Here is a 17,533-nt window from a genome sequence, read left to right as displayed (position 1 = left end):
CCGTCCGCTAGCGGACGGCAAAGTGCGATGGCGACCAATTAGTAAGGGTTTGTTTGTTTTAAATTATTGATATATAGTTAATTAACTTTGGTATGACAGTTGGATAGCAGCAAACAGTATTTGTATAATAATTCAATCATTCTAGTTTTAACCTAAATAGAATTCATGTTATCCTCCTTTTTTAGAATTGCATTTCGATACCTGGTAAAGAACAAGCTTTACTCTGTTCTGAATATATTCGGATTAACCGTAGGCTTGATCTGTTTTGTAATCTTAAGCTTATATGTGAGGGAGCAGTTTGATAAAGATTCTTATCATACTCATTCAGAAGAAATCTATAGGGTTTTGGTTGCCAGAGATGACTCTACTCAAGTTGAGCCCAATTGGGAAATCATGACTCAATTTCCAATGGGGAATTTGCTAAAAGAAGGTATTCCAGAGGTGAAAAACACGGTAAGGTTCGGTCAAACCTCTGAATTAGTTGTTGAGGCAGGTCAGCGAAAATTTAAAATTCAGTCTCTTCATTTTGCTGATCCTTCGTTATTCGATGTATTTGATTTTGATGTATTAGAGGAATCTAAGCCACTAGATCAACAAGCGGTAAGTGAGCTTGTTTTGGCGAAGTCTGAGGCTGACAAGCTCTTTGATTCTGCGGAAAACGCTATTAACAAAACCGTAAAACTGAATGGCTATGGAGTGTTTAAAGTGATTGGAGTAATTAATGACCTAGGTCAAGAAACCCACATGGACTTCAAGTATATTCTACCCATAGAGCAATCAGATAAAGCTTATGGTGAAGATGGCCGTTATCGAGATTGGGGAATGATGTCTGCATTTCCACTCTATGTTCAGATTGATAAAGAAGCCGAGGTTGCTACTATTGAAAGCAAAGCTAAGGCACTTCTTCAACCTCATATTAAAAACATGAGTGTTCGTTTAGAACCTGTGAGTGAAGTTTACTTCAGTAAATTATACTCATTTTTTAAGAAGACTGGCGATAAGCAATTCATAAGGTTGTACATGCTTGTTGGGCTTCTGATTCTGCTTATTGCTTGTATAAACTACACCAATTTATCAACCGCTAGGTACCTAAAAAGGGCCAAGGAAGTAGGGATTAGAAAAACAGTAGGAGGCTACAGAAGTCAGATTATCATGCAGTTTTTTATCGAGTCCATTGCACTTGCCTTTATAGCTGTGGTACTTTCAGTTTGCTTTACGGAAATACTTCTGCCCTCATTTAATGCTTTTGCGGGTTCTTCCATATTTATTGATTATCAAAGCCCTATTACCTACTTATTTATGGTATTGGCTGTTTTAGGCATTGGCGTTTTTGCAGGGCTTTACCCCGCTGTTTTCCTCAGCCGTTTTAGTGCCACCCAAATTTTATCGGGCAGTGTAACCAAAGGAAAATCAGGTCTGCTTTTCAGAAATGTATTGGTGGTAGTTCAGTTTTTTATTTGTATTGGTTTGTTTATTTCTACCAATGTTATCTATCAGCAATTCAAGCACTTAAAGGGGCTAGACGTGGGCTTTGATAAAGAGCAAGTGATTATAATTCCGTTGAATGATCAAGCTATCAAACAATCATATAAGGCTTTCAAAAATGAGCTTAGTTCAAACCCATCAATTGAATGGATGACAGGAGCAGGACCAAAAGTGTTTGGTGGTCAGGCTCAGTTTTATTTAGAAATTGATGGAAGCGAAGACGTTTCACCCATTTCTATTTTTCCTGTGGACGAAGATTTCTTTCAAAAGTTCGATATAAAACTGCTTGAAGGAAAGCTCTATCAACCTGAATTAGGTAAGGAGGGAAATGATTTTCTAATTGTAAATGAAGCCTTGGCCAAAGTGGGCGGATGGAAGATTGAAGATAAAATGGGTAAGAACGTGTTTAAGGATGATGTGGGCGTTCCAAATTTAGGGGGAGTAGTAGAAGATTTCGTTTTCTTTTCGGTGAAGGATGAGGTAACTCCAGCAGCTTACCTTTATAGGCCTAACGACAATAACTTGGCTTATGTAAAGGTAAAGCCTGAAAACATGGAAGCCACGATTGCTTCTATTCAAGCCACTTACGAAAAGTTCGCCAATCTTTATCCTTTTGAATACTCGTTTTTAGATCAAGAATTTGCTACCCAATATGCAAAGGAACAGCGTTTGGCCAGCATATTTACCACGTTTAGTGGAGTGGCCATTTTAATCGCATTGCTCGGTTTGTTCGGACTTACCATATTCTTGGCTGAGCAACGCCTAAAAGAATTCAGTATACGAAAAGTACTTGGCGCTTCAAACATTCATTTGGTTTGGTTAATGAACAGTGGTATCAGTCGTATGCTGCTGATCAGTACCGCATTGGTGATTCCATTGGTGTATTATTTCCTTGAAGATTGGATCAACACTTTCGCTTTTAGAATTAAACTTGATTGGCCTCTTTTTGCATTGCCAGTGGTCTTGGTAATGCTTTTTGCCTGGCTTACTACACTTTATCAGTCAGTTCATTCGGCCAGAAAAAACCCAGTGGACTCATTACGTAACGAATAAACTCAAAAATTAAAAACAACAAGGTCATGTTACAGAACTATATCAACATTGCGATTAGAAGCCTAAAAAGGCAGAAGGCTTACTCACTGATCAACATCTCAGGATTGTCGGTGGGCATTATGGCCTGTATCATCATTTTGCTTTATGTCAGAAATGAATCGTCTTACGAGAAATTTTACCCCGATGCGGATAAAATTTACCGAGTCACTTCCATTTTTGAAACATCTGGACAAACAGAACAGATTGCAATCGCCCCAAGTAAAGTTACTCAGGTGGCATTAGAGCATATTCCTGAAACTGAATTAGCCACTTTTGTTTTTGATTGGAGTGTAGGTCGAGAGTTTTTGGTGAGGTATGAAGACAATACATTTACGGAAACAAATGTCTTTTATGCTGACTCAAGCTTCTTTAAGGTTTTTCAATATCGTTTCTTGGATGGCAATTCCAGCAATGCTCTTACAGAGGAACAATCAATTGTGTTGACAGAATCGACTGCAAAGAAGTATTTTGATAGCGCAGCCGATGCATACGGTAAAACGATAAATGCCAACGGTAGCGATTTTGTAGTAACTGGAGTAGTAGCTAACCCTGCCGGAAACACCGCTTTGGATTTTGATATGGTCATATCTATCAATTCAATTTTTGGCCAAATTGATAATACTAGGTGGTTTCCTATGAACTATTATAGCTATGTAAAACTCAATGATAAATCAGCTGCCGAAAGCTTTAAAAGCAAGCTAAATCAATATATAGAAGATGATTTTGGTGATCAGATGACGGCTGGAGGGTTCAAGATGTCGTTCGATGTAGAGCCCATCACCCTAATGCATTTTGATACTAGCAAAGGATCCGACTACTCAGAGAAAATATCAAGGGAGTTGTTGTATTCCTTAGTGGGAATTGCCGCCTTTATTCTACTAATCGCCTGTATCAATTACATCAACTTAAGTACAGCTAAGTCTGAAAAAAGAGCCAAAGAAGTTGGTATTCGTAAGGTAATGGGCGCTCATAGACGGCAGTTGATTCTTCAGTTTTATGGAGAGACATTTATGATTACGCTTTTGTCAGTGGTAATAGGTGTAGTGTTAGCCGAAGTTTTAATGCCTTTTTTTAATCAAATGGCAGGTACTCAACTGGCTATTGACCTTCAAAGCGATCCTAGTTTAATGCTCATATTGATCGGCTTTGTTTTGCTGGTTAGTATTATTTCGGGCAGTTATCCTGCTTCATTCCTTTCCTCATTTCAGCCTGTAAAAGTACTCAAAGGTACTTTCAATGTTCAAGGGGGGAATATGTTCCGAAGAATTCTAGTGACCCTTCAGTTTACTGTGAGTGTATTTCTTATCACTGGCACTTTAGTGATTTTCTATCAACTCCGGTATGTTCAGAATACCGATATAGGTTACAATCAAGATCAGGTAGTGTATCTCAAACTTCCAGATCGCGCAGCCCGAAATGCCTATAAATCTTTAAAAACTCAATTCCAAACCATTACGGGAGTAGAAGAAGTAACGGGAAGTAACAACGAAATTTCTAATGTGCTTTCTGGCTGGGGAGCAGTGATGGATGGACTGCCAAAAAATGTCAGCATTTCCTTTAGAGGCATGTATGGCGACCAAGACTTTCTAGAAACTTTTGGTTTCGATCTTTTGGCTGGCGAAGGTTTTAAGAACAAGTCGGATTGGGATACTACAGTCTACTATTTGGTAAATAAGACTGGCATTGAAAAGCTCGGTTTAACACCTGAAGAAGCAGTGGGCAAGCGCTTTGGAATAGACGAAAGTATGATGGGTACCATTGCAGGAGTAGTTGACGATTTCCACTTTACCAGTTTCCACAATGATATAGAATCTTGGGCGGTTTATACTGGGCCTCAGGATTATAAGCAATTGCTATATGCTAAAGTAAATATGGCTCGAATTGAGTCGGTTAAGGCAGAAATGGCTAAAGTATGGACTTCACTAGTTCCCAATCGTCCGTTTGAATTAAGGTATGTAGACGAAGCCGTTAAAGCGCTTTACGAAAAGGATAAACAACTGAGTCAAATCATTCTGACTTTTACGGTTTTAGCCATAGCAATAGGTTGTTTAGGGCTGTTTGGTTTGGCTTCTTACTTAGCCGAAAAACGGACTAAGGAGATTGGTATCAGGAAAGTGCTTGGTGCCGATGTCTCCAAAATTGTGATGATGCTTTCTAAAGAATATGTCCGAATTATTTTGATTTCTAACCTCATTGGCTGGCCAATCGCCTATATCGCCATGAGTCGCTGGCTACAGGGCTTTGCCTATAGTATTGACTTGAGTTGGTATTATTTCCTTGTCGCGGGTTTGATGACGGTTATGGTGGCGATGGTAACGGTTTCTTATCAATCTGTGAAGGCAGCATTTTCAAACCCAGTGGATTCTTTAAGGAATGAGTGAGCTAATGGATGAAAAGAAAAATGAATTAATGATTTAAGGAAATAAGGATGCTATGAGATTAGTAAAATACACCCAACGCATTTTTAAACGAGATAAGTTTTTCACCTTGGTAAATCTCCTTGGTTTGAGTCTCGGTATGTTCTGTTTTTTAGTTACCGCACTCTACGTGAGAGATGAGTATACGCATGACCAATGGCATGAAAATGCGGATCGAATCTATTTCCCTATAATTGCGATGGAACGGGGTGGTGGCGTTAGCTTCAATTTGTATCCCACGATTCTTATTGGCGATGCCCTAAAGGAATCCAGCCCAGGTGTAGAAAATGTCGTGAACATTGGAATGGATGGAGATGCGCAGTTTAAAATAGGAGGGGACTGGATTGAAACCTCATCCTTTGTGTATACCCAACCTTCCCTTTTCGATGTCTTTGATTTCGACCTGAAATATGGAAACAAGATCACAGCCCTTAGCGAGCCAGATAACATTGTTTTGTCATTAGAGGTTGCAGAAAGGTACTTTTCGGGAAGAAACCCAGTTGGCGAGTTTATCGAATTCAAAGATATTGGGCGAAAAATAGTTTCAGGCGTATTGAAGCCTATTCCTTCTAATTCTCATTTGCAATTTGAAATCCTAGCACCAATTGACTTTAATATAGAACCTTATAAAAGCTATAAATCGAATTGGAATACTGGACCAGGCTTAAACTATATCCAATTAAAAGAAGGTTATTCTTTAGGTCAACTTAAGGAAGATGTTCAACAGGTATTGGCGAAGCATGAGGGCGCGCGCTATGCAGATCAGTACCAATACATCTCGTTCGCAGATGCCTACATGAGTGGCGAAACCATGCGATTCAATTCCAAAAATATGTTTGGAGGTCAACTAAAGTACATTTTCATTTTTGCACTGATCGGAGGCTTGATCCTTATCGTAGCCTGTTTTAATTACATCAACCTTACCACTGCTCGTTCACTGTCAAGATCAAAAGATATTGGCATCCGCAAAGTAATTGGAGCAAGCAAAAAGCAGTTGGTATTTGGCCAAATGATGGAAACCCTTTACGTTTCTTCTCTGGCGTTAATTATCGCCTTGATTGGTTTAGAGCTATTGCTTCCGTTGATTAACGAACTCATAGGAAAAGGTTTAAATCTCAGTTTTACTCATGCATTTGATATACTTCTATTGCCGCTAGGTTTGCTCACCCTTGTGGTGTTGTTTTCGGGCATTTACCCAGCGTTGACTTTAAGTACATTCAGCCTCTCATCTGTATTAAAAGGAAATAGTCCAAAATCAGGCAGTACGGTATTCCGTAAAAGCCTTATTGTATTTCAGTTTTTGATTTGCTGTGGCCTGTTCACCGGAGCCTTAATTATTCGAGGACAAGCCAATCATATGATGAACCTCGATCTGGGGTATAACCAAGAGAACATCTTAAGTGTGAGTTTGACAGAAACTAAAATGGGCGAAAAGTACCAAGCATTAAAAACGGCCCTAGAGCGTATACCAGCAATAGATAAAGTAAGTGGTTCGCCATTGCCAAAGCTTAATTCCGTAACCTTTTTTGAGGTAGGAGAAGGTGAAGAAAAAATACCGATCAGCGCTTTTTATGGGGTGGCGGACAAAGATTTTAATGAGATAATGGGCTTAGAAATTCTACAAGGAACAGATTTTAGCGGATTAACGGAATCGGAATTGGCTACTGCTGTTTTGATAAATGAAAAAACAGTAAAAGTTTTGGGTTGGGATGAGCCTATCGGAAAGAAACTGTCAGAAGGGATGATTGTGAGAGGAGTAGTGAAAGACTTCCATTATTCTTCAGCTCACAACGAAATCAACACCGCTTTGATTAAGTATGGAGTAGACGAAATCCAAAATATTCAGTTCAGTTTTAGACAAAGGGATAAAGAGGCTGTTAAGGCGCAAGTAGTTGGTGTTTTTGAGTCGTTCGGAGTTGACGAAATATTTGAAATGAGTGAGATTTCGGACTTTTTTACTGATTCCTATAATAAAGAGGCAAAGTTGGTAAGCATTTTCGATGTCCTAACTGGCTTGTTGGTGGTCATTGCATTTTTAGGCCTTTTTGCGCTTTCAACCTTCGAAAATCAATTAAGGCAAAAGGAAATAGGGATTCGTAAGGTGTTAGGCGCAAGCTATTTACAACTGCTCAATGCACTTAATAATCGCTTTCTCATCCTCATCGCAATTGCGCTCATTATTTCTGTTCCAATTACTTACTATTTGATCAACCAATGGCTCAGCTCTTTTGCTTATCGAATTGAAAACCTGTCTCCCTATTTTGCTATGGCTATAGTGTCCGTAGTCATTTTAGCGATTGCTGTACTGAGCATACACAGCTATATGAACGCCAGAAAAAACCCTGTGAATGTGCTGAGAAATGAGTAAGGCAGAAGATGATTTATGAATTGAGAATTACGATCTATGATTCATAAGTAATTAACTAAGCTATGAGCAACTTTTTGAAAACGGGAATAAGGAATCAATGAAAGAATGAATTGAGGCCGGAAGTCAGAAATAGATTTTCGTTTTCACCAATGACCAATGACCAATGTACTAATGAACCAATAATATGCTTAAGAACTATTTCAAGATTGCGGTTAGAAACTTAATCAAACATAAAGGGTATTCATTTATTAATATCAGTGGTTTGGCCATTGGAATTGCAGCCTGTTTGCTGATTTTTCTTTACATCAACGATGAAGTCACTTTCGATAAATTCCATCATAATTCAGATCTAATATACCGTATTAACTCCAAGGTGAATTTTGGTGGCAACGAAAGGAAAATAGCGGCAACAAATAAAATTGAAGCTGCTGCCTATGCCGAATCTATTCCTGAGATTGAGGCCTTTGCCAGAATTAACAATGCTACTTTGATTGTTCAGAAAGGTGAAGAATATGTAAGGCAGTTTAAAGGAGTGTATGCTGACCCTCAGATTTTTGATTTGTTTGATTTTAAACTGATTCATGGAGATTTTAAAACTGCATTGCAATCCAATTTCGGTATAGTCATAACGCGTTCTGTAGCGGCTAAGTACTTTGGAAAAACGGATGTGGTTGGTAAGGAGCTACGAATCAAAATTTCTGGTGAACCCGAGTCTTATTTTGTAGATGCAGTAATTGAGAACCTTCCATCTAATTCTTCACTAAACTTTGAAGTGATATTGCCTTGGTCTAAAACTGCCAAAAAAGGCGCTATTACCAGTCGCGATTGGGGCAATATTAGCAACACATCCTTTATCATGATTCGTAAAGATGCGGATGTCAACCTGGTTCAGCAAAAAATGAAAGAGGTGCGAAACCTTCAGAACCCAGGAGAAGACGGTGAGTTTGCCAGAGGAATAGAAAATTTCCTTCAACCTTTAACGGCCATTCACTTTACACAAGGCTATAACGGAGGTTCGGCTGGAATTAAAAAGAACAGCAATCCCACGCATGCTTTGACATTGGGCGGGATTGCAATTTTAATATTGGCTTTGGCCTGCATCAATTTTGCCAATTTAACTGTTGCTAGGTCATTGCCGAGGTCAAAAGAAATAGGGGTAAGAAAAGTACTTGGTGCCAAAAGATCACAATTGACCAAACAGTTTTTGAGTGAAGCGCTCTTTGTATCGTCAATCTCCTTTATTCTGGGTCTTATTTTGGCCGAATTGTTTCTGCCCGCCTTTGGCGAACTTACCAATAAACAGTTTTCTTCGAGTATAATAGACAACCCAGTTTTACTCGTTTTATGCCTTCTTTTGGTATTGGCTACAGCATTGTTAGCAGGTGTGTATCCCTCATTTTCAATTTCGAGATTCTCTACTATTGACAGCCTTAACGGCAAACTCCGACTTTCGAATAGACGCTATGTATCTAAGGCGCTTGTGCTCTTTCAGTTCGCCATAGCAGGAATTCTCGTTGTCGGAACGGTAGCGATTAATAAGCAAATTGGCTTTATGGTCAACAAGGATTTAGGTTTCGATGACTCCAACCTTGTCTATATGGACATGTTTATGTTCGAAGACAAAGCTTCGATTATTAAAACAGACCTTTCCTCAAACCCCAACCTCACTGGAGTGGCACTTTCTAATGGCTACGGTTCCGGTTCAGAATATGATTTCAAGGGTAAAAAACTGCTTGGAATATCCAATATCATAGATGGAGATTATATGGATTTAAAAGGCCTTGAAATTATTGAAGGTCGAAGGCTAATAGGAGGAGGCGATTACACTTATCGAGGCACAGATACCCTTTCTAATGTAATTGTAAATGAAATGTTCATCAAAGAAATGGGCATTGAAGAACCTTTAAATACGACTCTTGGCGATGGAAGTGGCAATGAGGTTTTTAGAATAGTAGGTGTGGTAAAGGACTACGATTTTGCGACAGCTCGTTCTAAAATTAGCCCTTTAGTATTGTTTTCAGGGAAATCCACAGGGGAATATGCAGAGGTGTTGGTTCGGTACAGGTCTGGTTACGACAGCCTGATCCAAGATGAATTACTCAAGTCGTGGAGAAAGATTGAGCCATATCAACCATTGTCTTTCAAGTTTTTGGAAGAGGAAAATCAAAATGCTTTTGCCGAAGAAGAACGTTGGAAAAGCATTATTACAAACGCATCATTCTTGACCATTTTCATTTCATGCTTAGGTTTATTTGGTTTGGCACACTTGTCTGCCGAACAGCGCAAGAAGGAAATTGGAGTACGGAAGGTTTTAGGGGCTTCGGTGCAAAACCTGCTACTATTGTTGAATGCAGGGTTTTCCAAACTGGTATTGCAGTCTTTCATTATAGTAGTTCCAGTTGCTTATTTCTTGGTAAATACATGGCTTCAGAGTTTCCCTTATAGAATAGAAATTGGTGTGGGCTTATTTCTGCTGCCAGCGATAATCACTTTTGGAATTGCCTTTCTCACTGTAAGCTTTCAATCACTTAAAACTGCCAATGCTAATCCTGTGGACTCTTTAAGGAATGAATGAAATAATGAATTAAGGAATCAATGAAATAAGGAATTAAGGAATGAATGAATTAATGAAATAAGGAATGAGTGAGATAATGAAATAATGAAGGAATGAGACAATGAATTAATTAAAGAAGGTTAGAAGACAAAAACAGATTTTCGTTTTCACCAATGACCAATGACCAATGACCAATGACCAATGAACCAATAAACCATAACGATTAATGAAATATTTTGAGAATATACTCCGAAGCTTAAAACGCGAGAAAGCCTTTACATTGATTAACCTTATAGGTTTAAGTATTGGCATGTTCTGCTTTTTAGTGACAGCTCTTTATGTTCGAGATGAAGTGACCTATGATCGTTGGCATAAGAATGCTGACAACATTTATATGTCGTCTTTGGAGTTGAAAAAAGAAGATGGTACTTCATTTAAAGTAAGGCCATCTGATGCACTGATGCATGCATTGAAAGAGGAGAGTACTGCTGTTTTGGACGCTGTTAGTATAAGTAGAAACTCTTATGCTAGTTATAAGGTCAATAATGAATGGGTACGAACCGACAAACTGTTTTTCTCTTCTCCATCACTTTTTAAAGTCTTTGATTTTGGTTTAAAATTTGGCAATGAAGAAACGGCACTGACAGATCCCTCGGATATCATTCTGTCTTCAGCCATGGCAGAAACCCTTTTTCCAGGATTTAACCCCCTAGGAGAAACGCTTACTTTTCAAAATAAAGGTAGTTTTAGAATAGCAGGAGTACTCAACCCTATTCCTAAAAACAGTCATTTGAAATTTGATTTTCTAGGGCCGATTAATGCCGAAATATCGAATTATGATTACAATAAAGACAATTGGCTGAATGGGTCAGGCTTCAGCTATTTTCTATTAAAAGAAGGACATTCACCAAATGAGTTGATGGCAGATGCCAAGCAAATTTTGGCCTTGCATGATGTTACTCAAGTGGCGGATGGCCTTGAATTTCTTAAGTTCTCAGATCTATACCTCAATGGGCAAACCGAACGCTATGATGCTAAAAACTTGTTTGGAGGTCAATCAAAGTACTTATATATTTTTTCTCTTGTTGGAGGCTTAATTCTTTTTGTCGCTTGCTTTAACTACATCAATCTTACTACAGCCCTTTCCTTTTCTAAGGTAAAGCAAATGGGCATTCGAAAAATAATGGGTGCAAGCCGCAGCCGTTTGGTTCTTTCTCAAATGGTAGAAACTTTTGCTTTGTCCTTTTGTGCTTTAATAGTGGCGTTAATTGGGCTCGAATTAGCATTGCCATACGCCCAGCCACTTATTGGTAAAGAATTGGATATCAATTTTAGTCAAGCTCCACAGCTATTATTGTTACCTATTGCTGTGCTCATTCTTGTAGTGGTGATTTCTGGGATTTATCCAGCCGTTTCATTGAGTTCTTTCAGTATTTCAGGAGTACTCAGAGGAGTCCTGCCTCAATCCAAAGTGAATATTCTTCGAAAATCACTTTTCGTATTACAGTTTATGATTTGTACAGGTTTGCTCATTACAGCCTTGGTTATTCGTGGGCAATCGGATTACCTAATAAATTTGGATAAGGGCTATAACGAGGAAAACATAATGACTTTTAGCCTTTATCAGGAGGGCCGATCGCTCGATTATCAGACGGTAAGAAATGCGCTAGAAGCTATTCCGAAAATCGAAAAAGTAACTTCTTCTCCTTTGCCCATGTTTGCGCCTCCACCACCTATGATGATCTTGGTAGATGGAAAACCTGTTCCCATTACCATTTATTCTGGTGCAGCTGACCAAAATTTTAATGAGCTCTTTGAACTTGAAGTTTTAGAGGGGACGGACTTCTCTAACTTACCAAAATCTCAATTGGACAGTTTGGTCATCATCAATGAAACAGCAAAAAAGAAACTCGGCTTGAACCCAGCCGTTGGCGCAAAAATGCCTAATGGTAGAAGGGTGGTAGGGGTAGTGAAAGACTTTCATTTCTCTTCTGCTAAAAATGTAATAGAACCGGCTATGATTACCTATTCTGCTAATCCAAGAGGCCCTGTCCAGTTTAAATATAGGGCGAACAATAAAGAAGCAGTGAAAGCGCAAGTAGGTTTGGCGCTCAATAAACTAGGGGTTAAAGCAGATCCTAACTTAACTGAGCTTGAAGGCTTTTTCTCACCTGCATATCAGAAAGAATCGCAGCTCATTACTATTTTCGATTTCCTCACTTTGATGGTTGTTTCGGTGGCTTTCTTAGGACTTTTTGCGCTCTCTTCTTTCGAGAATAAGTTAAGAGAAAAAGAAGTGGGGATCAGAAAAGTACTTGGCGCAAGCTATTTGCACTTAGCACAAACTTTAAATAAGCGATTCACTTGGCTGATAGTATTGGCCTTTATAGCAGCCGTTCCGCTTACCTATTATGGTTTGGAACAATGGATTGCTGAGTTCCCATACAGATTAGAAAACCTCACCCCATTCTTTATTCAAGCCATCATTATGGTAGGTGTATTGGCCATTACTGTGCTTGGTTTGCATAGCTATTTCAGTGTTCAGAAAAACCCAGTTGATGTATTGAGAAGTGAATAATGAATTAATGAGAGGCGATTAATGAAATAATGAAGTAATGAGATAAGGAATTAATGAAACAATGTTGGAAGTCAGAAGCGGGTTTTCGTTTTCACCAATGACCAATGACCAATGACCAATTAACTAATAAACCATCAAGCCATGCTAAAGAATTACATCACCACCACGCTAAGAGGAATAAAGAGAAACAAGGTGTTTACATTGATCAACCTGACAGGTCTTTCAGTGGCCATGGCTTGCTTTATTTTGGTGGGCTTGTATGTTCGGTATGAGCTTTCTTATGATCAGTTTCATGAGGATGTAGAGGATATTCATATTGTTCAACTCAAATTTATTGAGGAAATGGGAGGGGCTTATAACCAATTGCTCCCTGCTGTTTTTGCTGATATAATAGAAGAAGGTGTACCAGGTTTGGAAGGAGTGACCACCACGCTGTCTGGCGCTGGGAGCATGTATGTGGTTAAGAATGAACAAGACTACTTACCAGAGAAGTATTACACTTTACAAAACTCATTTTTTGATCTTTTTACCTTCCCGTTTATCCATGGAAATAAAGCCAATGCCTTAACCGACCCCAAATCGGTAGTGATTTCTAGAGAAATGGCACTGAAGTATTTTGGTAAGGAAAACGCAGTAGGAGAAATTCTTTCTGTAGATACCAAAGGAGACTATAGAGTGACAGGTGTTTTAAAGGACTTCCCTAAGAATTCTCAATTCCAGCCTCATTTTTCTTTTTCACTGAATAGCATGTCCAGCCTAGACTCTTGGAGCGATAATACATTTTTCATCTATATTAAAACTTTGCCCAATGCCAACTTAGATGACATTCAAAAACGAATAGCTTCTTTATATAACACTAATAAACCTGAAGGTTCAATATATGAGGATGCCGCTTTAGGTTCCTTTGCTGATTCTTATTGGGCACAAACTGGCAGTGGGGCCGCAATGAACAATCGTGAGCGTGGATTAGGTGCCAATAAAGACATCATTTACATCTGTTCTGGAATGGCACTTCTGCTGTTATTTATAGCCTTGGCCAATTATGTGAATATGGCGACTGCCAAAGCCATGGAAAGGGCCAAAGAAGTAGGAATCCGTAAAGTGAATGGAGCTACTCAAAATCAACTGATCAAACAGTTTTTGGGTGAAACACTTTTCTTTGCTTTACTCTGCCTGGTGGTGGCAGTGATTATGGTAGAAATCCTTTTGCCTTCCGTTTCTCAAATTATGGGAATTAGCCTAAAGATGGATTACCAAGACATTACCATTTTGGGCTATTTAGTAGGATATGCGCTGTTCTGTGGCCTTTTGGCGGGTATTTATCCCGCAGTACTGTTGTCTCGCTTTAACCCAGTAAAAGCATTAAAAGGACAGAAACAACAAGGCCATTCTCGTTTTTCTCATCGCAGTGTTTTGCTCTTTTTTCAGTTCGCCATTTCAGCTTTTATGATCATCGTGCTTTTGGTGGCCAATAAACAGATCAATCATTACCTCAACTTCGATCTTGGTTTTAATAAAGAAAGGGTGGTGAGTATTAGCATGACGAAGGAAATGTCTGAAAGGCATCAGGTTTTCTTGCAAGAGATAAAGAATATTAGCGGGGTTGAAGGAGTAACAATGGGGCCGCTTCCAGGAGGTGGGTTTGGCTTTAATACCTTGGAGTATAAAGGAAAAACTTTTAAAAATGTCCCTCGGGTTGAAACGGATGAAAGTTTCATCACAATGCTTGAAATTCCCTTATTGGCCGGAAGAAATTTTGACCCTGAAATCTCATCTGATTTCGACAATTCAATCATAATTAATGAATCCTTAGCCCAAAAGCTCGAAATGGAGAATCCCATAGGGAGAACACTGCTCTTTGAAGGAAGTACTAAAACAGTGATTGGCTTAATTAAAGATTTTCACATTAGTGGTTCTATGTCGACAGTGAGAGATTTGATGTTAACACCATTAATCAGCGGAAGAGTGAATAAACTGTTGATCAAGGTGAACGCTCAGAATATGGCTAGTACTTTAGGGCAGATTGATGCCATTTGGGATCAGTTTGATTATAAGGATTCGTATCAATACCAGTTTTTAGATGACGCTTATGAGGCCAAGCTAAGTAGATTGCAAAACCTTACGTTAATCATTAACGGGGTTACCACTGCCATTGTGGTGATTTCCCTCTTTGGTCTTTTTTCACTTGTTACTTTTCAAACCTCACAGCGAATCAAGGAAATCGGTATTCGAAAAGTACTTGGCGCGAGTGCAAATAACATTCTCTTTATTTTAGGAAAGCCCTATGCTTGGTTGATTCTTTTATCGTCTCTGGTTTCCATACCATTGGCCTATTACTTTATGGGTAACGCACTCAACCAGTTTCCAAACAGGATTGATTTGAACGCCTCGTTTGGAGTCATTACAGTGATCAGCATTCTCGGTTTTTCAGCACTGGTGTTGCTGAGTAGGGCACTTTCAACCATTAGAACCAATCCTGTGGATATTTTGAGAAATGAGTGAAATAATGAGAGAAGAAATTAAGGAATTAATGAAAGAAGGTTGGAAGACCGAAGATGGAAGTCAGTAGTGGTTTTTCGTTTTCACTAATGACTAATGACTAATAAACCAATAACTAAATCGCTATGCTACGAAACTACATCAAAGTCGCTTTTAGAAGCCTGAGAAGGAACAAGCTCTATGCAAGTCTGAACATCCTTGGGCTGAGTATCGGTTTGGGCTCATTCTTTATCATTTACCTTTTTCTTCAGAATGAATTGGCCTATGACCAGTTTCATGAAAAGAAGGACAGGATTTATAGGGTAGTAACAGTTTCTGACAGCGAACATGGTGTAGAGAAACAAACTGCCATTAGCTATGCTTTTTCCCCAAAGTTTGTGGAGAGTATCCCAGATATTGAGGCCTTTAGTAGGGTATATCGAAGATCAATTCCGTTTTCTTTTGTTGAAGGTGAAAAGAGTAAATTGGAGATAGAAACAGCTGTTGTAGATCGTGGTTTTATGGATTTCTTTTCATTGAATATGATTTCTGGCACTGCTTCAACAGTGTTTAAATCTCCTAATGCTATACTGATTAGTGAGTCAACAGCCATGATGCATTATGGTACAACAGATGTTTTAGGTAGAATGGTCGGCTATTACACCACAGACAATTATATTATTGAAGGCGTATATCGTGATTTACCCAAAAATTCGTCCATTAAGGCTGATGCCATTATTCTCAATGAAAGAATTTTTGCTTTTAAGAAAGAAGGGAATTGGGGATTCACGGAAACCAATATGCAAGCTTATTTGCTGTTGAATGAAAGTACAGTTGCAGCAGATGTGGAAAAAAAACTTACCGAACTTTATGTACAAAACGCTAAAAGGGCGGAAGGAAAAACATTGAGTTTACAGCCCATCACCGATGTTCATTATTCATTAGATGTTAAGGATCCGGTGACAGAGAAGACTGATAAGCAGTACGTTTCGATTTTCGCCTTTGTGGCCATTTTTATATTGGCTTGTTCTATTTTTAATTATATCAGTCTTGCAGTCTCTCAATCCATAGAAAGGGCAAAAGAAATCGGAGTTCGAAAAGTGGCAGGCGCCAGCAGCAGAGAACTGCGCAAACAATTTATAATCGAGTCAGTATTGCATGTCCTTATCAGCTTTGTGCTTTCCATGATTTTAGTGGAATTATTGATTCCTCAACTTGAGGTTTTAGTAGAAAGGGATTTAGCCATCAGCGTTTTAGCACAGCCCATGCTTTTGCTCCAAGGCATTATGTTCACTTTGTTTATAGCCCTTGTTTGCTCGTTCTATCCCACTTATTTGAGTACAAAATTAAAGGTGGTTCAAGTCTTTAAAAATGGTAAAGGTATTTTCTCTTCCCAACGATTGATTGGAGCGATTGGTATTTTTCAAATCATGGTCTTTGTAGTGCTTATCTGCGTTTCGGTTACTGCTAACCGACAAATGCGCTTTATGCGAAACGAAAACCTAGGTTTTGATAAAGATCATCAGCTTGTATTGGAAAACATGCCTTGGAGAACTAGAGAAGTACATAAAAATGAATTGTTAAAATTGCCAGGTGTATTGTCGGTCAGTAGTGGCAGTCAACTCCCAAATGACGTTGGGTCTTCTGTAAGCATTGAGGGACAAGACTATGACTTTAGCTTCTTTGAGATAGATGACGATTATTTTCAAACCTTGGGGGTAAGGCTATTGGAAGGGAGGGATTTCTTACCTGAAGATGTCGATTCCGCTAATCTGGTGATGATTAATGCCACTGCTGCTCATAAATTAGGCTATGATGAAAACACTGCAGTGGGTAAGACGTTAAGCCCAAGTTCTTCGTGGAGAATTATTGGTGTAGTCAGTGATTTCCATTTTGCATCTAAAAAGGAACTCATAAAACCTGTAATTTTTAAACAGGTAATTGAAGGCTCGCCAAGCAATCAGTTTTTAGTCAAACTTGATGGAGCAAATTGGGCTGTGAGTACTAAAAGAGTTTTAGATTATTACAACGACATTCCTAATCTGAGAGAACCTTCTTACTTCTTTTTTGAAGACCGCATTGAATCTCAATACAAACAGGAAAACGTGATGATTACCATGTTAAACACCTTTACGGTGATTGCGGCTTTGGTAGCATTTATTGGCTTGTTCGGTATTGCTGGATACTCTGTAAAAAGGAGGTTGAAGGAAATGGGCATTCGTAAAGTGCTCGGTGCTGGCTTTTTAAGTATTCAGAAAACACTTAATGTTTCAAGCGCGTGGAAACTATTGATTGCAGTGGCTATTGCTGTGCCAGTGGTGGTTTATTGGATGGACAGTTGGCTCAGTTCTTTTGCTTATCGCATTGAAATGCCTGTCTTCTTAATCTTCGGAGCCATTGCCGTTGCCTCCATCGTGATTTTCATTACTGTTTCCATTCACAGCATAAAAGCCTATTTGATTAACCCAGTGGAGATATTGAAAGATGAATGAAATAATGAGATAATGAGAGAAGGAATTAATGAAAGAATGAGAAAAGGAAATTAATGAAAGAAGGTTGGA

Annotated in this window: 7 protein-coding genes; all 7 read left to right on the top strand. The window is 38.8% G+C overall.

What is annotated here, in order from left to right; all coding sequences use genetic code 11:
* Window positions 1-165 precede the first annotated feature (165 nt).
* The 7 genes from OB69_RS05315 (at window position 166) to OB69_RS05285 (ending at window position 17,464) form a co-directional block, all read left to right on the top strand.
* A complete protein-coding gene (locus tag OB69_RS05315) occupies window positions 166-2,538 on the top strand; it encodes an ABC transporter permease (RefSeq protein WP_053222667.1) in 2,373 nt (790 codons plus the stop codon).
* Between the two features lie 26 nt (window positions 2,539-2,564).
* Window positions 2,565-4,958 carry an ABC transporter permease gene (locus OB69_RS05310; protein WP_053222666.1) on the top strand — a complete coding sequence of 798 codons (2,394 nt, stop codon included), beginning with the start codon at window positions 2,565-2,567 and terminating at the stop codon, window positions 4,956-4,958.
* A 52-nt stretch (window positions 4,959-5,010) separates the two neighbouring features.
* On the top strand, window positions 5,011-7,362 hold the full coding sequence (locus OB69_RS05305) for an FtsX-like permease family protein (RefSeq protein WP_053222665.1): 2,352 nt from the start codon (window positions 5,011-5,013) through the stop codon (window positions 7,360-7,362).
* Between the two features lie 184 nt (window positions 7,363-7,546).
* Window positions 7,547-9,937, top strand: coding sequence for an ABC transporter permease (locus OB69_RS05300; RefSeq protein WP_053222664.1), 2,391 nt, complete (start codon window positions 7,547-7,549; stop codon window positions 9,935-9,937).
* Window positions 9,938-10,142: 205 nt separating this feature from the next.
* On the top strand, window positions 10,143-12,494 hold the full coding sequence (locus tag OB69_RS05295) for an ABC transporter permease (protein ID WP_082338080.1): 2,352 nt from the start codon (window positions 10,143-10,145) through the stop codon (window positions 12,492-12,494).
* 141 nt (window positions 12,495-12,635) lie between these two features.
* Window positions 12,636-14,996 carry an ABC transporter permease gene (locus tag OB69_RS05290; protein ID WP_053222662.1) on the top strand — a complete coding sequence of 787 codons (2,361 nt, stop codon included), beginning with the start codon at window positions 12,636-12,638 and terminating at the stop codon, window positions 14,994-14,996.
* Window positions 14,997-15,118: 122 nt separating this feature from the next.
* The gene (locus OB69_RS05285; RefSeq protein ID WP_082338078.1) at window positions 15,119-17,464 is read left to right on the top strand and encodes an ABC transporter permease; all 2,346 of its coding nucleotides are present in this window, start codon (window positions 15,119-15,121) and stop codon (window positions 17,462-17,464) included.
* The last annotated feature ends 69 nt before the right edge of the window (window positions 17,465-17,533 follow it).

Origin of the sequence: Roseivirga seohaensis subsp. aquiponti, assembly GCF_001267955.1 — a bacterium.
Lineage (GTDB): Bacteria > Bacteroidota > Bacteroidia > Cytophagales > Cyclobacteriaceae > Roseivirga > Roseivirga seohaensis.
Note: the sequence above shows the minus strand (reverse complement) of the source record. Positions and strands in the feature narration are given on the sequence as shown.